The organism is Saccharothrix carnea (genome assembly GCF_003014735.1).
Classification (GTDB): domain Bacteria; phylum Actinomycetota; class Actinomycetes; order Mycobacteriales; family Pseudonocardiaceae; genus Actinosynnema; species Actinosynnema carneum.
In genome coordinates, this window is the sequence record NZ_PYAX01000015.1 from 85,823 (window position 1) to 110,570 (window position 24,748).

The following is a 24,748-nucleotide window of genomic DNA, read 5'->3' on the forward strand; positions in this document are numbered from 1 at the left end:
GCGGCCGTTCGGGCGGTACGCGGGCCGGATCCGGGTGGGCAGCGGTCGGCGGTGCGGTAGAACGCGGGTTCATCGGCGTGCCCGGCCGGGTGCTCGGGGAGCTGGGATGGTGGGTTCGGGTCAGGCCGTGCACCGCACGATCGTCGTGGTGGACGTGGAGGGGTTCGGTGATCCGCGCCGGACGCTGCCGCACCAGGTCGGCACCCGGGCGGGCTTGTACCGGGTGGTCGCCGACAGCTTGCGCGCGGCCGGGGTGCGGTGGGAGGCGTGCTACCACGAGGACCGCGGTGACAGCGTGTTCGTGCTGGTCCCGGCCGAGTACGCCAAGGCGCCGCTGGTGGAGGTGCTGCCGGGGGCGTTGGTGGAGGCGTTGCGGCGGCACAACGACACCAGTCCGCCGGCCCAGCGCGTCCGGCTGCGGGTGGCGGTCCACGCCGGTGAGGTGGTCTTCGACCGCCACGGTGTCACCTCGACCGCGGTCACCACGGCGTTCCGCCTGCTCGACGCGCCGAAGGTCAAGCGCGCGCTCGCGGACTCGCCGGGCCTGGTCGTGCTGGTCGTGTCGCGCTGGCTGTTCGACGAGGTCGTCCGCCACTCCGCGGTGCTCGACCCGGCCACCTTCCGGCAGGTACCGGTGGCGGTGAAGGAGGTCCGCGACACCGCCTGGATCGCCCTGCCCGACCACCCCTACCCCGCCGACCCCACTGTCCTCGACGGACCCGCGCCCCGGGACGGCGACGGAACGCCCCGACAACTGCCCGCACCACCGGCCCACTTCGTCGGGCGCGAGGAGTACCTGGCCGAACTCGACCGCGCCCTGACCGGGGCGGGCGGGACGCTGTGCGTCTCGGCTCTGGGCGGCACGGGCGGTATCGGCAAGACCTGGTTGGCGCTGCACTGGGCTTACCACCGCGCCGACCGCTTCCCGGACGGGCAGCTGTTCGTCGACCTGCGCGGCTTCAGCCCGGACAGCCAGCCCCTCGACCCGGCGGTCGCGGTACGAGGCATCCTCGACGCGTTCGGCGTCGACCCCGGCCGGATCCCCGTCGACCTCGACGCCCGGACGGCGTTGTACCGCAGCCTGATCGCGGACAAGCGGATGCTGATCGTGCTGGACAACGCCGCCACCGCCGACCAGGTCATCCCCCTGCTGCCCGGCACCCCCGGCTGCACCGTGGTGGTCACCAGCCGCACGAAGCTCGCCACCCTGATCGACCGGCACGGCGCCCACCACCTCCAACTGGACGTCCTCTCCCGGGAAGAAGCCCACGCGCTGCTGGCCGAACGCCTCGGTGACAAGCGCCTGGCCGCCGAACCCGAGGCGACCGACGAGCTGATCGAGCTGTGCGGTCGCTACCCGCTGGCGTTGTCGATCACGGCACGGCACGCCTCCCTCCGCCCGCGGGTCCCGCTGGCCGAGTTCACCGCCGAACTGCGCGACTTCGGCCTGGACGTGCTGGACGACGACGATCCCGCCGCCGGCCTGCCCGCCGTGCTGTCCTGGTCCCTGCGCCGGCTCACCGACACCCAGCGCACCCTGTTCGGGCTGCTGGGCATCGCACCCGGTCCCGACACCACCCTGCCCGCCGCGGCCTCCCTCGCCGCCCTGACCCCCGCCCGCGCACGCACGACCCTGGCGGCGTTGGAGGAAGCGTCCCTGGTCGACCGGCGACCGGGCGGCCGCTACGCGATGCACGACCTGGTCCGCGCCTACGCCGCCACGCACGCCGACACCACGCTCCCCGAGCCCGTGCGGCAGGCCGCGCTCGAGCGGGTGGTCGACTTCTACGTGCACACCTGCCACACCGCCCACGACCTCGTCGAACCCAACGACGCGCAGAGCCGGTCGGAGCCGCCCGCGCCCGGCGTGCTCCCGCTTCCGCTGTCCGACCAGGCCGCCGCACTGGCCTGGCTCGACGCCGAACACCCGCACCTGCTCGCCGCCCAGCGCATCGCCGCCGCCCACCACCGGCACCACGCCGTGTGGGACCTGGCGTGGAACCTGACGACCTTCCACAAACGGCGGGGGCACCTCCGCGACAACCTGACCGGGTGGCAGCTCGCGCTGGACGCCGCCACCCACCTGCCCGACCCCGTCGTCCGCATCCGCGCCCTTCGCCAGGTCGGCACCGCCCACGCCCTGTTGGACAGGCACCAGGACGCCATCGGCTACCTGCACCGAGCACTCGCCCAGGCCGACCACCACCAGGAGACCCTGCAACGAGCCGGGTCCCACATGGACCTGGCCGCGTCGTGGGCGCAGCAGGAGGACAACCGCCAGGCCCTGGACCACGCCCGGCACGCCCTGGGCTTCCTCCGCGTCGTCGGCAACCCGATCTGGGAAGCCGGCGCGCTCAACATGGTGGGCTGGTGTGCCGCCCGCCTGGGCGACTACGACACCGCGCGCGACCACTGCCAGGCCGCTCTGGAACTGCACCGACAGCACCACGACCTGCACGGCGAGGCGGCCACCCTGAACACGCTGGGCTTCATCGACCAGCACACCGGCCGCCACCACCGGGCGATCCGGCGGTACCGGCAGGTGCTCGCCCTGTTCGACACCCTCGGCCACGCCTACGAGGCCGCCAACACCCTCGACCGCCTCGGCCACCCGCACACCGCGCTCGGCCAACACGACCAGGCCCGCGAGGTGTGGCGGGAGGCGCTGAAGCTGTACCGGGACCAGGGCCGTGACGCCGACGCCCGACGAGTCCAGCGACAGCTCGACGGTCAGGCTTGAGCTCCTCCTCGCCTCAACGGTTGTCCGGGGTCGTCGACCAGCGAGGTCAGCGTTTCCGCGAACGCGGCACCCATCGACACGGCAGTCGCGTCGTCGAAGAGGTCCGTCGAGTACTCGATCACCACGTGGATCCCGTGGTCGGACGGCACCAGGACCACGTAGAGCTCGTTGCGCGCCAGTCCTGGTCGCGTCGGCATCGTCACCGCGGAGGTCGCGCCGGTCAGCGGGAACGTCGGTGGCGGTGTGGTCACGACGGTGAACAGCGTGGTCGGGAAGAGCGAGTCCGCCGCTTCCGGGTCGTGCAGCCGGACGACCTCGGTCAGCGGCAGCTCCTGGTGGTCGAGCGCCCGGTAGAGGGTGCCCTGCAGGTGCACGACCAGCTCGGCGAAGTCGGCCGCCGCGGACACGCTCGCCCGCAGCAGGACCGCGTCGCCGATGAAACCGAAGACGTCTTCATGGTCAAGCCGCAACCGGTTCGCGCTCGACGCCGCCACGGCCACCTCGGGCTGCCCGCACAACGCGGCCAGCCACACGGCATAGGCACTGACCAGCACGGTGTACGGGGTGGTGCCGAGGTCCGTGGCGACTCGTCCGACGCGGTCGGCGACCTCGGCGCCGATGGCGAACTCGTGCAGTCCCCCGCGGCCGGACAACCGCGCCGGGCGCGGCCGGTCCACCGGTAACGCCGGTCGCAGTGGCAGGCCGTCGAGCTCGGTCCGCCAGAACCGTTCGAGCTCCGCCCGGCGCTCTCCGCTCAGCCGCTGGTGTTCCCAACGCGCGTAGTCGGTGTACGGGAGGCCCGGGGGCGACAGGGCCGCCTCGGAGCCGGACCGCGCCGCGGCGTACAGCTCGGCCAGCTCACGCCACAGGATGCCGAGCGACCACGCGTCGCAGATCGCGTGGTTCAGCACGACCACCAGCACCCACCGCGCGCCGTCCAGCCTGGCGAGCCGCAGCCGGAACAGCGGAGCCTCGGAGAGGGAGAACGCCACGTCGCCCTGCGCCCGGCACCACCGGTCGACCTCCCGAGGACCGCCCGCGAGGTCGATGACCGGCACGTCCACCTCCACGGTGTCGAGCACTTCGACCAGGAGGTCACCGTCGCGTCGCACCGCTCGGCTGCGCAACGCGGCGTGCCTGCGCACCAGTTCCCGGAACGCCCGCGCCAACGCGGAGGGGTCAAGTCGGCCGTCGATGTCGACGCGCTGGACCACGTTGTACACCGAGGGGTCCGTCCGCTCGTGGTGCCGCTGCCACAGCCGGCGCATGCTCGACGGCATCGGCGCGGTGTCGACCACCGCGGCGCCTTGGTGCGCTTCGAGGCGACGTGCCGAGCCGCGGATGGTCGGGGCGCGGAAGAACTCCGTCATGGACACCTCGACGCCGTGGTCCCGGGCCATCCGGTTCACCAGGCGCAGCGCGGTCAGCGAGTGCCCGCCCAGCTCGAAGAACGACCGGGTGACCGGCACCGCGTCCACGCCCAGCTCCGCCTGCCACAGGTCGTGCAGCAGGCGTTCGGCACGGGTGGCGGGGGCGTCGCCCCGGTCGGCGGTGTCGGGCTCGGGAACGGGTAGCCGGTCGCGGTCCAGCTTGCCGTTCACCGTGTACGGCAACCGGTCCAGGACGACCCACCGCCGGGGCACGAGGTAGTCCGGCAGGACCCGCGCCAGTTCCCGCCGGAACGCGGACACGTCGGTCGCCGCGCGTTCCGGCACGACGTAGGCCACCAGTTCCGGCTCACCCCGGACGTCGGGCCGTACCACCACCGCGGCGTTCGCGACGCCGTCGAGGCCCGCCAGCACTACTTCCACCTCGCCGGGCTCCACCCGGTGGCCGCGGATCTTCACCTGGTCGTCGAGCCTGCCGAGGAACTCGACCGTCCCGTCCGACCGCCACCGGACCAGGTCGCCGGTCCGGTAGACCCGCGCACCGGGTTCGTCGGGGTCCGGGGCGAACGCCGCCGAGTCCTGGCCGACGTACCCCAGTGCCACCGGCAGGCCACCGATGTGCAGCTCACCGGCCACGCCGACCGGGACGTCCCTCCCCGACGCGTCCACGACCCTCAGCCGAACGCCGTCGATCGGCGTGCCGATGGGCGGGTGCGGCTCGCCCTCCGGGTCCACCCGGTGCGAGGTGACGATGACGGACGCCTCGGTCGGCCCGTACTGGTTGTAGAGGCGGCATTCAGGGTGCCGGGCCAGGAACCGCCGCAGCGCGGGGGTGAGCACCAGCGGCTCTCCCGCGGAGTAGACCTCTCGCAGCGAAGGCAGTTCGGGTTGTGCCTCCACCAGGTACTTCAGGGGCGTGAAGGGCAGGAACAGCCGTTCCACCCGGTACCGGGCCACGACGGCGGCCAGGTCGTGCCGGGCCTCCCCGTCCACCAGCACGAGCGTCGCACCGGCCGCGAGGGTCGTGAAGACCTCCTGCACGCTCACGTCGAAGGAGAGCGAGGTCCACTGCGCGGTGCGCAGCGGTTCGTGCCGCCCCAGGTGCCAGCGCACCAGGTTCACCGGCCCTCTGTGCGGCACGAGGACGCCCTTGGGCCGCCCCGTGGAGCCTGACGTGTAGATGCAGTACGCCGGGTCGTCCGGGCTGGTGCGGCCGGGGACCGGGCCGACGGGCAGCCCTCGGTCGACGTCTTCGACCAGGAGGACCGGCAGTCCGGCGAGAGCCGGGTGCTCCGCCGGCACCGCCGCGGTGGTCAGCACCAGCGTCGCTCCGCTGTCTTCGACGTAGAACGCCGACCTCGCGGTGGGCAACCCCGGATCGAGGGGCAGGTACGCCGCGCCGCTCTTGAGCACCCCGAGCACCGCCGTGACGAGGTCGTGGCCCCGTGGCAGGAGAACCGCGACCACGTCACCACGCCCGACGCCACGCGCACGCAACCGGTGCGCGACCTGGTTGGCGCGCTCGTCCAACTCCCGGTACCGCACCTCCACGCCGTCGCCGAGCAACGCGACGGCGTCCGGAACGCGACCGGCTCGGCGCTCGACCAGCTCGTGCAGGCACACGTCGGGCGGCTCGACCGGGGCGCCCTGCCAGGAGCTCACCGCCGCACGGTCCGCCTCGGTGAGCGCGGTCAGCTCGGACAGCCGGCTCGCCGGTGCGTTCAGCGCCTGGCGCAGCACCCGGTCGACGTAGTCCAGCATCCGTGTCACGGTGCTCTCGTCGAACAGGTCGGTGTCGTACTCGACGGCGCACCGGACGCCACCGCCGTGCTGGGTGAAGTAGAGGGTGAGGTCGAACGGCGCACGGTCGCTGGGCACGTCGAGCAGCCGTACCGACAACCCCGGCGGGTCGAACTCCACCTCGCCCTCCTGCTCGAACTCCACCATCACCTGGAACAGCGGGTTGCGGGCCGCGTCGCGCTCCGGGTTCAGCGCACCGACCAGCTCGTCGAACGGCACCTCCCGGTGTTCGTAAGCGGCCGTCGTGCGTTCCCGGATCCGCTGGAGCAGGGTGGTGAACGCCGGGTCCTCCGACAGGTCCAGGCGAACCGCGACCGTGTCGAGGAACAGTCCGACTTCCCGCTCGGCGTCCGGCGGCCGGTTCGCCACCGCCGTCCCCACCACCACGTCCGACCGGCCGCTGAACGTGCCGAGCACCACGCCGATCGCGCCGAGCAGCGACATGAACACCGTCGTGCGCTGTTCGGCACCGAACGCGCGCAGGTCGCGCAGCAGGTCCGGCCCGAACTCCCGCGTCGTGCTCGCTCCCGCACCGGTCCGCAGCCGCGGCCGGGGCCGGTCGGTCGGCAGCCGCAGCACGGGGAGGTCGGCCAGCTCACGTCGCCAGAACTCCAGGTCGCGCGCCCGGACCGCCGGGTCGGCCTCGACCGGTACCCGGACGGCCACCGGGGGCACGTCCACGGGTTGCGCCGGCCAGGCCCGGTAGTAGGCGGCGAGGTCGCGCACCAGCACCGCGGTGGACGACGAATCGAACACGATGTGGTGCACCAACAGGAACAACAGGTGCCGCTCCGGCCCCAGCCTGAGCAGCCGGGCCAGGATCAGCGGCCCTTCGGACAGGACGAAGACCCGCTTGCCCTCGGTGTCCAGCACCGAGCGCAACGCGTCCTGCTCGTCGTAGCCGGTGAAGTCCAGGACGGGGCAGTCGACGTCGATCTCCGGCAGCACCAGCCGGTGCGGTTCGCCCGCGACGTCACCGAAGGTCGTGCGCAGCTCCGGGTGCCGGTTCACGGCGCGGCCCAGCGCTCCGACGAGCGCGGAAACGTCCAGCGGTCCGTCGAACCGGATCGCCTTCGGTTCGTGGTAGGAGCTGCTGTCCGGGAACATCTGCTCCAGCAACCAGATCCGGCGCTGCGCGGGTGACAGCGGCAGCGGCCGCGACCGGTACCTGACCCGCAGCCGGTCCACCGCGGGCAGCGCGGCGAGCACGTCGTCGGCGGGCACGCCGAAGTCGACGAAGCAGGCGATCTCGTCGACACCGGCGGCCACCAGCCGGTCGACCACCTCGACGGCGGTCCGCTCGCTGCCGATCAACGCCCGTGAGGCGCAGTAGCGCCGGTACGCCTGCTCCAACAGGAACTCGACGTCCTCGGCGGGCGCGTTGTCCAGGTCGATGTCGAAGCCGAGGCTGTTGGTCACCTGGTTGAACAGCGACAGCGACGAGCGCAGGTAGTCGCAGAAGGGCTGGAAGGCCTCGGCGCGCGCTTGCTCGGCATCGGCGCCCAGGTAGGTGTGCACCAGCACGACGATCCGGCCCGCCGCGGGATCGAGCCCTCGCGCGGCTCGGGTGCGCCGGTAGAGCGCGATGTTGTCCGCCAGCTCGTCCACGGTCTGGGCCATGAGGTTGGTCACGACACCGAGGTCCTCCTCGGCGGCACGCCGGTAGCTGTCCGGGTTGCCGACGACCGCCAGGAACAGCGGCGGGCTCGCCTGGATCGGTCGCGGGTACAGGCGCACGTCGACCTCGTCGCCGCTGCCGGACGTCGTCGTGACCGCCTCACCGGCCCACAGCCTGCGCACGGTGTCCAGCTGCGTGTGCACCAGCTCCCGGTGCTGCCCGTAGTTCTGCGGTGCCAACGCGAAGTCCGTCGCGCGCCAGCCACTGGCCACGCACAGGCCCACCCGCCCGCCGGAGAGGTTGTCGACCACCGACCACTCCTCGGCGACCCGGATCGGGTTGTGCAGCGGCAGCACGACCGAACCGGCGTGCAGCCGGATCCGCTCGGTCCGCGCCGCCAGCGAGGCCGCCAGCACCGACGGGTTGGGGAACAACGCGCCGAAGGAGTGGAAGTGGCGTTCCGGCAACCACACCGCGTGGAAGTCGTGCCGGTCGGCGAACTCGGTCGCCGTGTTGATCAACGCGTACTTGTCGCGCTCGTGTCGCTCCGGGTAGTCGCCGAAGAAGTAGAGGCTGAAGTCGCAGGTCACCCCCGGCTCGGGGACGCGCACCGGCTCCGGTACCGGTGTTGACCGCGACACCGGCTGTTTCACCACAGGTGCCTGATCCGGACGACTCACCACGCCCGCGTCGGGAGCTGATAACAGGGCCAGTTGGCGTTCCATCAGACCCACCAGCCGTTCGCTCAGCGACAGCTGGCGGGCGATGAGGTCCCGCGCGTCGGTCGTTGGCGCGGGCTCCGGGAGTTCCTCGCGGTCGGGCTTGACCAGCGACGCGAGTTTGCGCACCGTGTCGGCTCCGGTGAACATCGTCCGCATCGGCACCCGCACGCCGAACCTCCGGTCCAGCTCCCTGCTGAGGTTCATCAACGTCAGGGAGTCCGCACCGAGCTCGAACAACGACCGGTCGGGCGGAACCGCCTCGCGGCGCATCCCGAACACCTCGGCCACCGCCTCGCGGACCGCGTCGAGCGCCTCGGTCGCCACCGGTTCGCGCGGCGGGACCGGCCGCTCCCCCGCTGCCACGGTCGGAAACCGCACGGGAGCGAACGGGTATCCCGGCAGCGGCACGCGACGGCCACCGCGCACGACTTCGGGCCACGTCACGTCGACACCCCGGACGTACAGCTCACCCAGTGCCCCCAACAGCGCGGCCACCGGGTGCTCGCCGACGCGCAGGCCCGCCGACCAGCGGTCGCTCTCGGCGGTGTTGGTGAGCACCTCGCCGGGTCCGATCTCCAGGCACGAGTAGCCGTCCACTGCGGACAATAAGAGGTCGAAGCGGACCGGTTTCCTGGCCTGCCGCACGAGGTAGTCGGCGTCGGGTTGCCACCCCGCCGGGCGGACCTGCCCGTCGAGACCGCTGACGAACGGGATCCGCGTCGGCCGCAGGGACACCGACCGGACGCGTTCCCGCAACGCGGGCAGCACGGGTTCGAGCAGTGCGGTGTGGAAGGCGCCGTCGACCGGCAACCGCCGCCGTTTCAGCCCTTCCCGGTCGAGCAACTCCTCGGCACGGCGCAGGCCGTCCAGCGAACCGGCCAGCACGTGCGCCAGCGGACCGTTGACCGCCGCGACCTCGGTACCGCTGGCGCGGGCGATCCGCTCCGCCACCACGGAGTCGGCCCACAGCGCGAGCATGCCACCCGGCTCGCACCGCGCCGCCAGCCGACCACGCGTCCCGGTCAGCCGCACGCCGTCCGCGAGTGACATCGCACCGGCCAGGCACAGCGCCGCGTACTCGCCGAGGCTGTGCCCGGTGATGAGGGCCGGCCGCACCCCGAAGCTCTCCCACAGGCGGCCCAGCGCGACCTGGAAGGCGAACAGCGCCGGTTGCGCGGTCTCCGTGGGCCACACCTCGTCCGGCCGCCCGTCCGCGTCGAGGAGGAGCCGGAGCAGGCCCGTCCCGAACTCGGCCGCGTACACCTGCCCGCACTCGTCCAGGACCCGGCGCACGACCGGGAACGCCGAGTACAGCTCACGCGCCATGCCGAACCGGGCGACGCCCTGCCCCGGGAACGCGAACACGAGTTCCCCCGACTGCTCGCCCCCGGCCCGACGTGCGACGTCGGTGAGCCGGTCCGCCAACTCCGCCGCGTCGGACCCGACCACGGCCAGCCGGTGCGGCAGGTGCGGGCGGCCGAGCGCCATGCTCGTGGCAACGTCGACCGCGCGGAGCTCCGGGTGAGTGGCGAGGTGGGAGCGCAACCGGTCCGCCAGCACCTCGAGCGACCGGGGATCGCGGGCGGACAGCGCCACGATCACCGGGTCGGTGGACGGCGTCGGTTCCGCTCGGACCGGCGGTTCCTCCAGCACCACGTGCGCGTTGGTCCCGCCCACGCCGAGCGCGCTCACGCCCGCGCGTCGCGGCCCGCCATCGGTCGTCCACTTCCGCAGCGCGGTGCCGAGCACGAAAGGGCTCTCCGCCAGGCGCAGTTGCGGGTTGGGCTGTTCGAGGTTGAGCGTGGGCACCAGTTCACCGTGCTTCAGCATCAGCACGGTCTTGACGAGGCCGGCCATGCCGGCGCAACTGTCCAAGTGGCCGACGTTGCCCTTCACCGAGCCGAGCGCGCAGAACCCGCGACGTTCGGTGTCCGCGCCGATCACCCGTGACAACGCGGTGAACTCCACGGGATCGCCCAGTTCGGTTCCCGTGCCGTGCGCCTCGACGTAGGAGAGCGAGTCACCCGGCACCCCGGCACGGCGCAGCGCGCGCTGCACCACGTCGACCTGGCCCGCCACACCGGGTGCCGCGAAGCCGACCTTGCTCGCCCCGTCGTTGTTGACCGCCGACCCGAGGATCACCGCGTGGACGGTGTCGCCGTCCGCGAGCGCCCGGTCCAACCGCTTCAGCAGCACCGCGGCCACACCGTTGCCGCCGACCGTGCCGTCCGCACGCGCGTCGAACGGCCGGCAACGCCCGGAGCGCGACAGGATGGAGCCCGCTTCCCACCGGTAACCGGCCTCCTGGGGGACGTGCACGGCAGCCGCGCCCGCCAACGCCAGGTCCGCCTCGTCGTTCAGCAGCGCCTGCACCGCCAGGTGCACGGCTACCAGCGAGGACGAGCACGCGGTCCGCACCCCGATCGCGGGTCCGGTCAACCCGAGCCGGTAGGCCACCCTCGTCGCGACGAAGTCCGGTTCCCGGCCGATGGTCGCCTGCAAGCCCGTCGTGGGATCGTCCGCCCCGGTCGCCGGCGCGCTCTGGTGGCCGTAGAGGTTCATCCCCGAGCCCGCGTACACGCCGATGCGGGTGTCCGCCCCGGACGCGTAGCCGCCCTGCTCCAACGCGTGGTAGCAGCACTGGAGGAACAGCCGCTGCGCCGGGTGGGTCAGCTCCGCCTCGCGCGGCGTCATCCCGAAGAACTCCGCGTCGAAGGCGTCGACGTCGTCGAGCGCCCCGATGGCGAGCACGCGGTCCGGATCGGTGATCAGCTCCGGCGGCACACCCGCCGCTGCCGCCTCGTCGGCGGTGAAGGTGCGGGTGCTGTCCACGCCCGCGCGCAGGTTCGCCCAGAACTGCTCCACCGTGGGCGCTCCGGGGAACCGCGCCGCCATCCCGATGATCGCGATCCGGGTGTCCGGCGCGGCGTCCGGCGCGGGTGGCGGGCCTGACGGCTGGTCGCCCGCCAGGTGTTCGGCGAGTTCGGCGATCGTCGGGTGCTCGAACAGCAGCGCGAGCGGAATTCCCCCGCCCAGCTCGGATTCCAGGTGCTGCCGGAGCACGACGAGGGACACCGACGACAACCCGGCTTCGTAGAAGGGTTCCCGGTCACCGACGCGGCGCCCGGCCGCCTTGGCGACGGCATCGGCCACCACACGTCGGAGCCCGGCCGCGTCACGCCTCGGACCACCGGACAGCAGCCGGTCGCGGAGCTTCGCGCGCTGCACCTTGCCCGCGGGCGTGCGCGGGAAGTCCGCGACGGGGACGACGTGTGCCGCGGTCAACCGCAGCCTGCCGTACAGGGCGCGCTTGACCTCACCGGCGATCCGCGTGTCGTCGGCGCCGACGCTGACGAAGAAGACGGCGAGCGATTCGCTGCCGGTGCGCTCGTCCGGGATCCCGCAGGCGGCGACGTCCCCGATCCGGACGCCGGTGACCGTCGCGGCCACGCTCTCGATCTCGTGCGCGAAGTGGTTGTGCCCGTTGAGGATGATCACGTCTTTGTGCCGCCCGGTGATGACGAGCTGTCCACCGGACAGGAAGGCCAGGTCGCCGGTGTCCAGCCAGCCACCGTCCACGAAAGCCGCCGCGGTCGCTTCGGGGTTGTTCAGGTAGCCCGGGGTGACCCGCGCCGACCGGACATGGAGCCTGCCGATCCGGTCCTCGGGCAGCGCCGAGCCGTGCTCGTCCACCACGCGGACGCTCGTCTCGTGGGCCGGTTCCCCGACCGCGACGAAGGTGGTGCAGTCCCGGTCCGGCACCGCGACGTCGGCGTGCACGAGCCGGCCGTCGAGGCTGGAGGTCAGCACGCGCAGCACGGTGCCCGGCCGGTCCAGCCGGCCGTAGGTGATGGCCGTCGTGGTCTCCGCCATGCCCCACGCGGGCACTACGACATGATCGTCGACACCGCACGGCGCCAACGCGGTGAGGAAGCGTCGCAGCACCGGTAACAGGATCTGCTCGCCACCGCACATCAGGGTCTTGAGGCCGGAGAGGTCCCAGTCGGGCCGCCGGTCCGCGACCGCGTCGGCGACCAGCTGGAAGGCGAAGGTCGGCGCCCAGCTGTGGTTCGCCCGGTGCTCCGCCATCAGGTCGAGCCAGCGCAGCGGATCGGCCAACACGACTTCGGTGGGCACGTGGACGTTCGTGCAGCCCACGAACACCGCCATGAGGTGGTAGAGCAGGAAGGACCCGCTGTGGTCGAGCGGTAACCAGTTCAGCGTCACGTCCTCGGGCCGCACGTCCAGGACTCGCCTCGAACTGGCCGCGAACAGCACCAACGCGCGTTGGGTCAGGGAGATCGCCTTCGGCGCGCCCGTGCTGCCGGAGGACAGCATCAGCAGCACGACCTCGTCCGGGCGCGCTTCCGGGTGCTCGCGGGCGGGTTCGTGCTCCGCGCACTCGACCGCCGTGACCACTCGCACTTCCGGCGCCAACCCGGCCAACGACCGTGCCGACGAGGAACCGGCCAGAACCAGCGGCTCCCCCAACAAGGTCCAGGTGTGCGACAACCGTTCCGCGACGGGCGAGCCGTCCTCGACGGGCTCGGCGATCATGGCGGGTCGGAAGCCGCCGAGCGCGCACGCCCAGAACGACGGGAACAAGTCGTCGAGCGGCAGGCCGCAGAGCAGGACGGGGTCCCCCGGTCCCACGCCGCGCGCCCGGAGGCCACCGAGGATTCGTCGTGCCCGGTCCAGCAGCCGCGGGTAGGTCAGCAGGTCGGCCTCGCCGTCCGCGCCGACGATGACCACCCCGGCGTCCGGCCGCGTCCGCGCCGCGCGGGTCAGCGCCGTGACCACGGAACCGGGGTCGTCCTCGGCCGGTTCGAGCTCAGGACCTTGGTAAGTGGTGCTCACGGGCACGTTCCCGCCTCCTGGTACCACCGCTCGACCCGGGGGCCGACGAGCGGGTTGTGAACAACAGAAAAGCCGTCGCCGCGCACAGCGCCAGTCCGTGGAGCAGGGCCACGACCGCGAGGGCGGGAAGGACTTCCAACAAGGCGCCCGCCGCTGCCATGCCGAGGGCGAACCCGGAGGTCTCGATCGTCGCGGAGAGACCGAACAACCGCGTGCGTAGGTGGTCGGGTGCTTCTTGCAGGCGTGACACGTAGGCGATCTCGGTGACGCCGTCAGCCAGGCCCGCGACCAGGACGACGATCGCCATCGCGATGTCGGGCAGTCCGGTGAACGCCAGGGTGAACGACACCGCCATCGCGCAGGTGGCCAAGCCGAAGGCCCGCTGCAGGCGGTGGGCGGTGCCGAGGCCGCCCCACCTGGTCACGACGCGGTGGGCCGACAGCACCCCCACCGCCCAGGCGACCCAGAAGTAGCTCATGAACGTCGCGGCCCCGTCCGGTCGCGTGGTGGCCGCGAACACCGGGAGGGCGGTGTTGTGCGAGGACGACGCGAAGGCATCGACCCCTCGCAGCACCAGCATCAACAGCACGACCGGCGCCACGCCCGCGAGCGTGGCCCGGGCACCTGCCTCGCCGGTGGCCGGTGCCACGGCCGCCGGGTCGTGGGCGCGGAACCGGATCAGGGCCAGCGCGACGGCCGACACGGCGAAGGTCGCCGCGTTGAAGGCGAACGCGGCCGGGAAACCGCCGATGCCGATCAGGGGTCCGGCACCGGCGAAACCGCACACCATGGCCACGGACTTCGCCGTGACGAGCAGGCCGTTCGCCCGGACCCTCGCCGCCTCACCCACCATGTCCGGCACCGCCGAGCGCAGTGCCACGGTGAACAGGCTGTTGCCCGCGCCGAGCACCGCGACCGCGCAACCGAGCACCACGACGTCGGCGGCGCGGGTGGTGGCCGCGAGCACGGTCATCGCCACCAACTGTGCGAGATCCGCGCCGATCATGAGCCGACGCCGGTCGAACCGCTCGGCCAGCGCACCGGCGGCGAACCCGGCGAGGCTTCCCGTGACCAGGCGCAGGGCGGCCAGCAGCCCGACCCCGAGCCCGCTGCCGGTCACCTCGTAGGTGAACAGCGCGAGGGCGACGAGGTTCAGGTAGTTGCCGCAGGTGGAGACCCCGTATGCGGCCACCGGCCAGGTGAACCGCCTACCCGGTGCGATCGAGGACCCCGTCTGGTTGCCGGTCTGGCTGTTGGCCGCGTTCACTGCCGTTCATCTCGGTCGGAAGGTGTGGTGTCCTCGGCCCGGCACCACGAGGCGCATCGGTGAAGTCAGACTGGCCCGAGCGAACGTAATCAGGTCGCCCGAACCAGTCAACCCCCGAACATGCGGCCCCTGAGCGGAGCAGCACACCACGCTGTGTGGTCTGACGCCTCACCCGATCGCCGCCGGTCACAGCTGACGGCGACCTCGACCCCGCAGTCGGGCCCGGAGCACGGCATACCGGGTCCCGGTGCCCAGGTGCCGCTCCCTCCGGGCTCGCAAGCGGCCTTGCCGGGCGGTGTGGTGTCCGCGACCGGACGACGGACCGTGCACGTGCTCGTCGCCCTCGAACATCCGCCGCCGGTCGCGTTCGAGCAGCGGCACGGGGATGCGGAGGGGCGTCTTCGGTGTGCGGATGACGGGAAGACCGAGGTCGCAGGTCGCCCAGAACGCTTCGCGGTGGATGCCGGACCCGGCACGTTCGAAGGGCAGGAAGGTACGGCGGAGGTCGCTCATGGCTTCGGGGACTCCAGGACTCGTGCAGGAGGCGTGGTGCGGCGCATCGCCTCGGGACCAGTGGCGAACGGCCCGCACCGATCAGGCGGCGCGGGCTTCGAGCGGCACGGTGGAGGGCGGCGGGACGCGACTCGACCCCGCCGTCGACCTCTTCCGAGCGTCACTGGTCACTGCTGCATGTCGGCCATGATGTTCACCCTGCCGACCACCGGTCAACGGATTTTCGGGGGACTCCCGGTGCCGACTCCGAAAGATTCCGACGCTGAGCCGGTGACGTGGAGGAAGCCACCAGAGCGGGCCTCCTCCACGTCACGATCGTCCGATCAGAGCAGTCCCCGGCGGTATGCGGGCACCAGGCGACGGGGCACCATCAGCTTGCGACCGTCCACGGTGGTCACCGGCACCAGGTTCGGCGCCTCCGCCTTCCACTGCGAACGACGGTGGCGGGTGTTGCTGCGCGAGGTCTTGCGCTTGGGCACGGCCATGTCAGCGGTTCCTCCTGCCGTAGCGGCGGTTGAACTTCTCGACGCGGCCGGCGGTGTCCATCACCCGCTGCGCGCCGGTCCAGAACGGGTGGGAGTCGGAGGTGATGTCCACGGTGATGAGCGGGTAGGTGTTGCCGTCCTCCCACTCGACCGTGCGCGTGGACGTGGCCGTGGACCGGGTCAGGAACGCCTTGCCCGTCGCCTGGTCCTGGAAGACCACCGGGTGGTAGTCGGGGTGGATGCCCTGCTTCACGATTCCTCCATCTCGTCGTGCCACTCGGCGAACGGGTCGACGAACTCCAGCTCGTCGATCAGCGCCAGTTCCTCGTCGGTCACCAGCGCCTCGCGCAGGGCCGTCGTGATCTCCTCCGGGTCTGCGGTGCCGGCGATGACCACGAGTTCCTGCGCCCGGTCGCCGAAGTAGGGGTCCCAGGACGCCGAGGCGACGGCCCGGCGTTCGGCGGGCACGTCGGACCAGTCCGCGACGGCGGCGAGCCACGGGCCGAGGTTGCCGACGTTCAGGCCACCGCCGGCGGACTCCAGCCACAGCGCGACATCCGGTTGGCTCGCGACCCACACCCGGCCGCGGGTGCGCACCACGCCGTCGAGCAGCACGTCGATCGCGCTGTGCAGCCGCATCGGGTGGAACGGTCGCCGTTCGGTGAAGTGGACGACCGCCGCGCCGTGGACCGGGTGCAGCGGCGGCTGCCCGTGCAGCAGGGGGCCGAAACCGTCGTCGAAACGGCCCCGGCGGGAGCCCTCGGGGATCGCGGCCAGCAGTTCGGCCACGTCCAGGGCCTCCCGGCGGCGTCGGGGCGCGATCGGGTTCAGCCGGTCCAGTACGGCGTCCGCGGCGGGGTCCACGCCGTCGCCGGTCAGGACGATCGCGTCGGCGAACTCCGCCTGCCCCACGACGACCTGCGCCACCGTGCGGTCATCGCCCTCCGCCGCACCGAGGCCGCGGTCGTCCAGCGTGTCGTCGCCGGTCGCGTCGGCCAGCCACGTCGCCCGGTCCACCGCGGTGACCACGGCTTCGACCCGGACGTCGGCCTCGCGCAGGGCGAAGCAGACGGCCTCGGGCTCCAGCGCCGGGTCCAGGTGCACGACGACCAGACCGCCGAGGCGTTCGAGCAGCGGGATCAGGTCCAGGCGCAGCGTGCACGACACGCAGCCGTGTGCGAGTTCCAGCACCGTCAGCTCGCCGTCAACCCACCGCCGCACCACGCCCTCGGCGAGGTCGCGCAGGTCGTGGCGCACCAGCACCGAGCCCGGCGACGCGCGCCAGACCTCCTCGGCCACGTCGTGGTGCGCGAGTCCGGCCACCAGTAGGACCTCGGTTCCCATGTGGGTTAGCCTAACGGAAACGATTGTCGTTTCAAACTGGAGGTAGCGTGTCGTCACGGCACTGCCAGGTCACCGGGCGCAAGCCCGGCTTCGGCAAACAGGTCTCGCACTCGCACCGGCGCACGTCCCGGCGCTGGCTGCCCAACACGCAGCGCCGCCGGTTCTGGCTGCCCTCGGAGAACCGGTACGTGGTGCTGACCCTGGCGACCAAGGGCATCAAGACCGTGGACAAGCGCGGCATCGAGGCCGTGGTGGCCGAGCTGCGCCGCCAGGGGGTGAAGGTCTGATGGCCAGGTCCACCGACGTCCGACCGATCATCAAGATGAGGTCGACCGCGGGCACCGGCTACACCTACGTGACCCGCAAGAACCGCCGCAACGACCCCGACCGCCTGGTGCTGCGCAAGTTCGATCCCGTCGTGCGCCGCCACGTCGACTTCAAGGAGGAGCGCTGATGGCCAAGAAGTCCAAGATCGCCAAGGACCGGCAGCGACGCGAGGTCGTCGCCCGCTACGCCGAGCGGCGCCACGAGCTGAAGGAGATCGTCCGACTCGACCCGGAGCGCCGCGACGAGGCCCTGCGGGCACTGCAGAAGCTGCCGCGTGACGCCAGCCCCACCAGGCTGCGCAACCGCGACGCCGTGGACGGTCGCCCCAGGGCGTTCAACCGCGCGTTCGGCCTGTCCCGCATCCGGCTGCGCGAGATGGCGCACCGCGGCGAGCTGCCCGGCGTCAGCAAGTCGAGCTGGTGAGCCGGATGCCGAAGATCGAACGCACCCAGAAGCGCCGGGCGAACCTCCTGCGCAAGGAGGGCATCACCGATGTGGACTGGAAGGACGCGGCACTGCTGCGGAAGTTCATCTCCGACCGCGGCAAGATCCGTTCCCGCCGGGTCACCGGCCTGACGCCGCAGCAACAGCGCCAGGTCGCCACCGCCATCAAGAACGCACGAGAGATGGCCCTGCTCCCCTACCCCAGCCAAGGACGCTGACGGACGCGGGGCCTGCACGAGTTCGTCCAGGCCCCGCGTCCCCTGTCCGATCAGCCGCGGTGGGTCCGCCTGCGCCTGGTGAGGACGAGTGCCGCGGCACCGCCGGTGGTCAGCAGGACGGCGACCAGCACCGCCGTGCCCAGCCCTCCGACGCCGGTGGACGCCAGGCCGCGCCGTGTGGGCGCGGACGCCGCCGTCGTGGTGGTCGAAGTCGGACCGGTGGTCGTGGCCGTGGTCGTCGAGGTGGTGTTCGGGGGTGCGCAAGCGCCGTTGGCGGTGGGGTCGACGTCGCCGACCGCGATGGTGAACACGTCGCTGTCGGTGGCCGCGCGGCCATCGGCGAGGGTGGCGGTGACCTCGATGGTGATCCGGTAGGTGCCCTCCGCGCCGAAGGCCCAGTTGGCGTGGGCGTGGGTGCCGAGCGGGACGGTGGTGGTGTCGGGCAGGCCGTCGCCGGAGTCGACCAGCACGACCGGTGCGATGCCGGTGAGGAAGATGCCGAGGCGGCCGGGACCGTCCACGGCGGTCACGCGGAGGTCGACGCCCCCGGCGACGTCCTGCGGGCTGAGCGACTCGGTGTTCCAGCCGGCCCACACGATGCCGGGGATCTGGGTCTGCGGGATGAGCCAGACCGGTGCGCCCGGCGTGCCCAGGAACGAGTAGGCGGGGTCGGTGGGCACGGTGTTGCGCGCGGCGGGGACCAGGTGCAGCACCACGTCGACCGGGTCTCGCCACACGGCCCGGTCGGGACCGGCGGTGCCGTCCTTGACCCGGGTGGTCAGGGTGCCGTCGAGGAGGCGTGGGGCGATGAGGTCCACGTGGCCGTCGTCGAGGACCACGCACGAGGTGGGTGGCGCGGTCGTTGTCGTCGTGCCCGTGGTCGTCGTTGTCGTGGTTGTTGTCGTAGTTGTCGTGGTCGTCGTGGTGGTCGTTGTCGTCGTGGAGGGGTCGGTCCCGAGGCCGGGCTTCACGGTGGTGGGGTCGACCGCTCCCACGGCGATGGCGTAGGTCGTGGTGTCACTCAGCGGCGTCCCGTCCGGGGTGGTGGCCGTGACGGTGAAGGTGAGCCGGTAGACGCCCTCGGCGGAGAACGTCCAGTTGGCGTGGGCGTGGGTGCCGATCAGCAACGGGTACTGCTGAGGCAGGGGGTGCGCGGTGTCGAACACGCGCGGCAGCGGTTCGCCGACCGGTCCGCTCTGGAACACGGTGAGCTTGCCGGGTGCGGCGCTGCCGGGCTGGTCGCCGCCGATCGCGTCGAGGGTCCAGCGCACCGAGTCCGGGTCGACCTGGTCGTCGGTCAGGGACTCGGTGTTCCAGCCCGCCCAGACCACGTTGGGGTCCTGGATCTCCGGGATGAGCCACAGGTCGCTGCCCACCGGGCCGAGGAAGGCGTACTCGGGGAGGTCGGGCACCTGGATGCGCGACTCCGGCTTGACGTGCGTGACGACCTGCTCCGGATCGCGGACGGTCGGTGGCGTGGTGTTGCCGTCCTTGTAGCGGATGTCCAGCACACCATCGACCACCGCGGGGGCGAGCAGGTCCACGTGCCCGACGTCCACGACGGTCGTGGACTCCTGGGCGAAGGCCGGTGCGAGGGACAGCGCGGCGAGGGCGGTGACCGCGAGAGCGGCGACGGCGGTTCTCACGCGGGTCGGGGTGGTCACGGGGTCTCCTTGGCGGGGCGGCGGCGGGCGAGCACGAGGGCGGCGGTGCCCGTCGCGACCAGGGCGAGCGCGAGACCGGCGGTGGCGGGCAACGCTTCGGCACCGGTGGAGGCCAGGCGGTTGGGCGTGCCGGTCTGTCGGCCGGTGTTGCCCGGCTGCTGCTGTTGGGCCGGTGCCCCGGTGCCGTCACCGACGACGAAGGTGAGGGTTTCGGTGTCGGTCAGCGCGGCACCGTTCGCACCGGTCGCCGCTGCGGTGAAGGTCAGCCGGTAGCGGCCGGGTTCGGCGAACGCCCAGTTGGCGTGGGCGTGGGTGCCCAGGGGCACGGACAGGGTGTCGGGCAGGCCGTCGCCGCTGTTGAAGATGACTTGCGGTGCGCCGAACGAACCGGTGGTGAACAGGCCGAACGGTCCCGGTCCGTCGACCGCGGTCAGCGTCCACGTCACCGGGCCGGAGACGTCGGCCGGACGCAGTTCCTCGGTGTTCCAGCCCGTCCACAGCAGGTCCGCGCTCTGGGTCTGCGGCAGCAGGAAGACCTGCTCGCCCGCCCCGCCGAGGAACGACAGCGCCGGTTGCGCCGGGAGTTCGGTGCGGGCGGCGGCCGTGACGCGGAACTCGACGTCCGCGGGTTCGCGCCAGGTCGTGACGCCGGTGGCGGTGCCGTCCTTGACCTGGACGTGCAGGCCGTCCGCCAGCAGGCGGGGCGCGACGGCGTCCACGTGGCCGCGCTCCAGGGTGACGCGGCCGGTCGCCGTGGGCGGTTGCTGCGCGGCGGCGGCGACCTGCGGTTGTGGCGCGGCGAGGGCCGGGAGCTGCGGGAGTGCCCGAGGCTCGACGGCGACCTCCACCTCGGGTCGGGCCGGCTCCGTGACGACCAACCGGTAGTCGCGCTCGACGGCCAGCGGCCGGCCGTCGAGCGCGTGGGCGACGGCCTCGACGCGGAGCAGGTGCTCCCCCGGCGCCGGCACGTCGACGTTCAGCGTTCCGCTCGCGGCCACCGGGACCGTGACCGGATCCCCGTGGCGCGTCTCCACCGCGGACTCGTCCCTGAGGGACGTGCGCAGTTCGACCCGGTCACCGAACACGGAACCGGGTTCGATGGCGGTGGTGTCCCAGCTCAGTTCCACCTGTTCGGCTTCGGTGGTGGCCGCCAGAGCGTCGGGTGGTCCGTCCAGCGCCAGCCGGTCGGCTTCGACGTCCAGCACGGCGTCCGCGATGGGCCCGTCGGGCGGGGTGGTCGGTTCCGGCTCGGCGATCGCGGCGGGCGCGGCCATCAGCAGCGCGGCGGCCACGCCGAGCAGCGCACCGGTCCGGTTCGGGGTCACGACTTCTCCTCGGCGAGAACGGCAGGGACAGCGGTCCGTCGAGGCCGGGTGAGCAGGCCGTGGCGGGGTGCGAAGAGCCAGCACAGCAGGAAGATCGCGGTGAGGGTCAGCACGATCAGACCGCCGGCGGCCAGGTCGAACGCATACGACAGGTAGAGGCCGAGCACGCTGCCGCCCGCGCCGATCGACGGGGCGAGCAGCATCATGGCGCCGAGCCGGTCGGTGAGCAGCCTCGCCGCGGCGGCAGGGGTGACCAGCAGGGCGAGCACCAGGATGTTGCCCACGGCCTGCAACGAGATGACGATGGCCAGGGTCACCATCACGTGCAGCACCACGTCGAGCCAGAACACCGGCAGACCCACCGCGCGGGCCTGTTCGCGGTCCAAGGTCGCGGCCACGAACCGGCTGTTGAACAGCGCCGTGCACAGCAGCACCCCCGCGCCGATCACCGCCACCGACACCACGTCGGAGTCGCTGATGCCCAGGATCGAGCCGAACAGGAACGACTCCAGCGACCCGCCGTAGCCGGGGGCGGTGCTGAGGATGACGATGCCCAGGCCGAACGAGGCGGCGAAGAAGATCCCGATGACCGAGTCCTCCTTGAGCCTGCGGTTCTGGGTGAACACCGCGATCAGCAACGCGGTGACCACGCCCGCGACCGCGCCGCCGAGCACCAGGTTCGAGCCGAGCACGAACGCGACCGCGATGCCGGGGAAGACCGCGTGCGAGACGGCGTCGCCGATGAACGCCATGCCGCGCAGCACCACGTGGCTGCCGATCACCCCGCAGACCAGGCCCGACATCAACGCCACCAGCAGCGCCCGCCGCCAGAAGTCGTACTCCCACGGCGCGGTCAGGAACTCGAAGGCCGCGGTCACCCGGTCACCCCCAGCGCCTTGAGCAGCTGCTCGGCCCGGTCCAGGCCGAACGTGCGCAGCCAGATGTCGGTGTCGGCCAGCGCCGCGGGCTCGTCGTCGGCCACGACCGTGCGGTTGAGCAGGCACAGCCGGCTGCACAGCGCGGTGGCGGCGGCGAGGTCGTGGGTGGTCATGAGCACCGCCACGCCTTCGTCGCGCAGTCCGGTCAGCAACGTGCTCAGCAACTCCTGGGTGGGTGCGTCGATCCCGGTGAACGGCTCGTCCAGCAGCAGCACCTGCGGCCGCAGCGCCAGCGCCCGCGCGACCAGCACCCGTTGCCGCTGACCACCCGACAACTCGCCGACCGGGCGGGTCCTCAGCTCCGCCATGCCCACGCGGTCCAAGGCGTCGGCGACGGCTTCGCGGTCCTGCGCGGTGCGTCGGCGCAGCAGGCCGGTCAGGTGGGTGCGACCGGTGGCGACCGCGCCCTCGACCGTGATGGGGAAGTCCCAGGCGAACTCGTGGCGCTGCGGCACGTAACCCAGCGTTCCCTGTGCTTGGCGCGGGGTGCGGCCGCCGACGAGGACCGTGCCCCGGTGGACCGGGACGAGGCCGAGTGCGGTGCGCAGCAACGTCGTCTTGCCCGCGCCGTTAGGTCCGATCAAGCCGACCAGTTCACCGGACCGCAGCCGGAAGTCCACATCGGACAGCACTTCGCGTCCGCCCAGGTGCACGGTCACGTCGGTGATGTCGAGCACCGGTTCAGTCATCGGTACCTCTCCTGGCACGGCGCAGGACGAACGCCGCCACCGCACCTGCCACGAGCACGCCGCCCACCGCGATCCACACCCAGGACGGTCCTGCGGGCTGTGCCGGGGTGGCGCCGGACGGCGGGACGCTGGGCTCGGTGGTGAACGCCGTCGCCGGGTCACCCGGACCGACGTGGACCCGCAGCGTCGCGCGGTCCGCGTGGCCGTCGACGGTGGCCATTTCCACGTCCAGCGAGTAGGCGCCGGGTGCGGTGAACACCCAGTTGCCGTGCACGTGGGTGCCCGCCTCGACGCCGGTCTCCTGCGGATAGGGCCGTTCGCTGCTGAAGATGGTCTCCGGCGCGCCGAAGTTGCCGGTGAGGAACAGCTCGAAGCGACCGGGGCCTTCGACGCCGTGCAGCCGCCAGTCCACCTCCCGGCCGACGACCTCGGCGATGCTCGGGTCCTGGGTGTTCCAGCCAGGCCACACCAACCGCTGGTCCTGGACCTGCGGCAGCACCCAGACGTCGGTGCCGGGCGTGCCGAGGAACGCGTACGCCGGGTCGTCGGGGACAGTGGTCTTGGCCACGTCCGCCACCTGGAGCACCACGTCGGCGGGTTCGCGCCACACCGGGCCGTCACCGGTGTCGTCCCGGATCTGGAGGGTCCACCGGCTGTCGACCAGGCGCGGACCGAGGTCCACGTGGCCGTCCGCGATGACGACCGGCGCGTCGGCGTGCGCGGCCGGTGGGACGAGCAGGAGCGCGGCGGCGGCCGCGAGCAGGACCCGGATCAGGCGAGGCACCGGGCGATCTCCTCCGCGTTGTGGCGCATCATGTCCGCGTAGTCGCGGGTGCGTTCGTCGAAGGAGTCCCCGTAGAGCAGGCACACCTGGACGCCCTGGTCGCGGGCGACCTGGGTGAGCACCGAGCCGCGTTGGGCGAGGTTGGGTTCCATGAAGACGGCGGGCACTCCCAGGTTGCGGATGGTCTCGGTCAGCTTGCGCACGTCCTCGACGCTGGGTTCCTGCGCGGGGTTGGGCACCACGAACCCGGCCACGGTCATGTCGTAGGCACTGGCGAAGTAGCCGAACCCGTCGTGCGTGGTGACCAGGTGGCGGCGGTGGCGGGGCACGGCCGCCACGGTGTCGCGGACCTGCTCGTCGAGTTCGTCGAGCCGGGTGAGGTAGTCGCGGGCGTTGCGGTCGTAGTCCGCCGCACCGGCCGGGTCCGCGGTGCGGAGGGTGTCGCGGATCAGCTCGGCGTAGGCACGGCCGTTGCGCACGTCCTGCCACAGGTGCGGGTCGATCTCGCCGTGCACGTGCTTGCCCAGCACCGCCTGCGGCAGCTGGTGCACCGACGTTCCGCCCGATCCCAGGAACGCGAACCTGGCGTCGTCCGGCACCGTCGTGATGGCCTTGTTCGGCACCTCGATGACGGCCTCCGCGGCGGGCACGACCTCTTGGGTGGTGCCGCCCGCGCGGTCGTTGAACGTGTACAACTCGCCGGTGTCCAGGTCGACCGTCAGGTCCGTGTGGCCCTCGTCGAGCACGGTCTTCGCGATACCGGTCGGGTCGACGCCCACCGCGAACGTGAACGTGCTCTGCCCCAGCGGCATCTCGTCACCACCGTTGACCAGCGACGCGCGCAGCGTCAGCCGGTAGGTGCCCGGCGCGGTGAACGCCCAGTTGAGGTGCGTGTGCGCGGCGGGCGGCAGCGTGGTGGAGTCCACATCGGACAGACCGTCGCCGGAGTCGAAGTACACCACCGGCTTGCCCAGCGACTCGGTCAGGTAGGCCACGAGCTCGCCCGGCCCCTCCACGGCGGTCGCGGTCAGCCGCACCTCCGACGTGCGCGTGGCCCCGCGCTGCTTGCCGTCACCGCGCACGCGCAGCCCCAGCCACAGCACGTCCAGGCCGACGTTCTCCACCAACGGGATCACGTGCGCGCCGTAGGTCTCCGAGGCTTCGGCCAGCGAGACGTTCGGCGTACCCTCGCGGGCGTTGGCGTCGATCGCCTTGATCAGCCGTTGTTCTTCCAGCAGCAGGTGGTTGGTGAACGTGACGTCCGCCGCGGCGACCTTCTTCGCGTCCGCCGGTGTCGGCTCGTAGGAGTGCGGGTCACCACCCGGTGGCACCAGCGAGTCCACCCGGACCCGGTCTCCCCCGACGTTGCGCACCAGGTCGGCGAGGATCTCGGTGGTGGCGACCACTGACAGGCCGTCGCCATCGCCTTGGCCCCCGGCCGAGGTGCACGCGGTCACGGCGAGCAGAACCGCGCACAAGGACGCGGCGGCCCGTGAGGGCGCACGCACTCGCATGTGTTCTCGAACCTCCAGACACCCGTCACCCGACCGGCGAGGGCACCGCGAACCTAATCCGAACGACAACCGTTTTCAATAGGCCATCCGGCCGATGCTGGCAACGATTGT

General features: G+C 72.2%; 17 protein-coding genes. 5 read left to right on the forward strand and 12 right to left on the reverse strand.

Features of this window, described 5'->3' with window-relative positions:
• Positions 1-106: 106 nt before the first annotated feature.
• Complete coding sequence (locus B0I31_RS42770; RefSeq protein ID WP_106619280.1) at positions 107-2,740, forward strand: tetratricopeptide repeat protein; 2,634 nt, start codon at positions 107-109, stop codon at positions 2,738-2,740.
• Here B0I31_RS42770 and B0I31_RS32840 read toward each other — a convergent pair.
• From B0I31_RS32840 to mrf, 6 genes are all read right to left on the reverse strand, one after another.
• Positions 2,731-13,125 (reverse strand): non-ribosomal peptide synthetase/type I polyketide synthase, encoded by a 10,395-nt coding sequence (locus tag B0I31_RS32840; RefSeq protein ID WP_219910906.1) that lies wholly within the window; start codon positions 13,123-13,125, stop codon positions 2,731-2,733. The two genes, B0I31_RS42770 and B0I31_RS32840, sit on opposite strands and share 10 nt — an antisense overlap.
• Positions 13,100-14,392: an MFS transporter gene (locus tag B0I31_RS32845; RefSeq protein WP_106619282.1), complete on the reverse strand. Its 1,293-nt coding sequence runs from the start codon at positions 14,390-14,392 to the stop codon at positions 13,100-13,102. Before B0I31_RS32845 ends, B0I31_RS32840 begins: the two co-directional genes overlap by 26 nt.
• A 186-nt stretch (positions 14,393-14,578) precedes the next feature.
• The gene (locus tag B0I31_RS32850) at positions 14,579-14,905 is read right to left on the reverse strand and encodes a hypothetical protein (RefSeq protein ID WP_106619283.1); all 327 of its coding nucleotides are present in this window, start codon (positions 14,903-14,905) and stop codon (positions 14,579-14,581) included.
• A 323-nt stretch (positions 14,906-15,228) separates the two neighbouring features.
• A complete protein-coding gene (gene rpmF / locus B0I31_RS32855; RefSeq protein WP_106619284.1) occupies positions 15,229-15,390 on the reverse strand; it encodes a 50S ribosomal protein L32 in 162 nt (53 codons plus the stop codon).
• Between the two features lies 1 nt (position 15,391).
• A complete protein-coding gene (locus B0I31_RS32860) occupies positions 15,392-15,643 on the reverse strand; it encodes a type B 50S ribosomal protein L31 (protein WP_106619285.1) in 252 nt (83 codons plus the stop codon).
• Positions 15,640-16,734, reverse strand: a complete 1,095-nt coding sequence (gene mrf, locus B0I31_RS32865) for a ribosome hibernation factor-recruiting GTPase MRF (RefSeq protein ID WP_106619286.1) — start codon at positions 16,732-16,734, stop codon at positions 15,640-15,642. The genes B0I31_RS32860 and mrf overlap by 4 nt, the downstream gene beginning before the upstream one ends.
• Positions 16,735-16,781: 47 nt before the next feature.
• Between mrf and rpmB the strand changes: the two genes are divergently transcribed.
• The 4 genes from rpmB to rpsR are packed head-to-tail and all read left to right on the forward strand — an operon-like array spanning position 16,782 to position 17,723.
• Positions 16,782-17,021: a 50S ribosomal protein L28 gene (gene rpmB, locus B0I31_RS32870; protein WP_106619287.1), complete on the forward strand. Its 240-nt coding sequence runs from the start codon at positions 16,782-16,784 to the stop codon at positions 17,019-17,021.
• Complete coding sequence (rpmG, locus tag B0I31_RS32875) at positions 17,021-17,188, forward strand: 50S ribosomal protein L33 (protein ID WP_106619288.1); 168 nt, start codon at positions 17,021-17,023, stop codon at positions 17,186-17,188. Before rpmB ends, rpmG begins: the two co-directional genes overlap by 1 nt.
• Complete coding sequence (gene rpsN, locus B0I31_RS32880) at positions 17,188-17,484, forward strand: 30S ribosomal protein S14 (protein ID WP_106619289.1); 297 nt, start codon at positions 17,188-17,190, stop codon at positions 17,482-17,484. Before rpmG ends, rpsN begins: the two co-directional genes overlap by 1 nt.
• Before the next feature lie 5 nt (positions 17,485-17,489).
• Complete coding sequence (gene rpsR, locus B0I31_RS32885) at positions 17,490-17,723, forward strand: 30S ribosomal protein S18 (RefSeq protein WP_106619290.1); 234 nt, start codon at positions 17,490-17,492, stop codon at positions 17,721-17,723.
• Between the two features lie 50 nt (positions 17,724-17,773).
• On the opposite strand, the gene B0I31_RS32890 is transcribed toward rpsR, so the two are convergent.
• Genes B0I31_RS32890 through B0I31_RS32915 form a run of 6 tightly spaced genes read right to left on the reverse strand, consistent with a single transcriptional unit; the run spans position 17,774 to position 24,529 of the window.
• Entirely contained in the window at positions 17,774-19,387 is a 1,614-nt protein-coding gene (locus B0I31_RS32890; RefSeq protein WP_106619291.1) for a choice-of-anchor M domain-containing protein, read from the reverse strand.
• A complete protein-coding gene (locus B0I31_RS32895; RefSeq protein ID WP_106619292.1) occupies positions 19,384-20,712 on the reverse strand; it encodes a choice-of-anchor M domain-containing protein in 1,329 nt (442 codons plus the stop codon). Before B0I31_RS32895 ends, B0I31_RS32890 begins: the two co-directional genes overlap by 4 nt.
• Entirely contained in the window at positions 20,709-21,590 is an 882-nt protein-coding gene (locus B0I31_RS32900) for an anchored repeat-type ABC transporter permease subunit (RefSeq protein ID WP_106619293.1), read from the reverse strand. The genes B0I31_RS32895 and B0I31_RS32900 overlap by 4 nt, the downstream gene beginning before the upstream one ends.
• Positions 21,587-22,339, reverse strand: a complete 753-nt coding sequence (locus B0I31_RS32905; RefSeq protein ID WP_106619294.1) for an anchored repeat-type ABC transporter ATP-binding subunit — start codon at positions 22,337-22,339, stop codon at positions 21,587-21,589. The genes B0I31_RS32900 and B0I31_RS32905 overlap by 4 nt, the downstream gene beginning before the upstream one ends.
• On the reverse strand, positions 22,332-23,123 hold the full coding sequence (locus B0I31_RS32910; protein ID WP_219910907.1) for a choice-of-anchor M domain-containing protein: 792 nt from the start codon (positions 23,121-23,123) through the stop codon (positions 22,332-22,334). Before B0I31_RS32910 ends, B0I31_RS32905 begins: the two co-directional genes overlap by 8 nt.
• Positions 23,111-24,529 (reverse strand): anchored repeat ABC transporter, substrate-binding protein, encoded by a 1,419-nt coding sequence (locus tag B0I31_RS32915; RefSeq protein WP_245950607.1) that lies wholly within the window; start codon positions 24,527-24,529, stop codon positions 23,111-23,113. The genes B0I31_RS32910 and B0I31_RS32915 overlap by 13 nt, the downstream gene beginning before the upstream one ends.
• Between the last annotated feature and the right edge of the window lie 219 nt (positions 24,530-24,748).

Excerpts from the sequence above, each read along its gene's own strand:
- B0I31_RS32905 (WP_106619294.1), bottom strand. The coding sequence starts at position 22,339 with ATGACTGAACCGGTGCTCGACATCACCGACGTGACCGTGCACCTGGGC.
- rpmG (WP_106619288.1), top strand. The coding sequence starts at position 17,021 with ATGGCCAGGTCCACCGACGTCCGACCGATCATCAAGATGAGGTCGACC.
- rpsR (WP_106619290.1), top strand. The coding sequence starts at position 17,490 with ATGCCGAAGATCGAACGCACCCAGAAGCGCCGGGCGAACCTCCTGCGC.
- B0I31_RS32850 (WP_106619283.1), bottom strand. The coding sequence starts at position 14,905 with ATGAGCGACCTCCGCCGTACCTTCCTGCCCTTCGAACGTGCCGGGTCC.
- rpsN (WP_106619289.1), top strand. The coding sequence starts at position 17,188 with ATGGCCAAGAAGTCCAAGATCGCCAAGGACCGGCAGCGACGCGAGGTC.
- mrf (WP_106619286.1), bottom strand. The coding sequence starts at position 16,734 with ATGGGAACCGAGGTCCTACTGGTGGCCGGACTCGCGCACCACGACGTG.
- rpmF (WP_106619284.1), bottom strand. The coding sequence starts at position 15,390 with ATGGCCGTGCCCAAGCGCAAGACCTCGCGCAGCAACACCCGCCACCGT.
- B0I31_RS42770 (WP_106619280.1), top strand. The coding sequence starts at position 107 with ATGGTGGGTTCGGGTCAGGCCGTGCACCGCACGATCGTCGTGGTGGAC.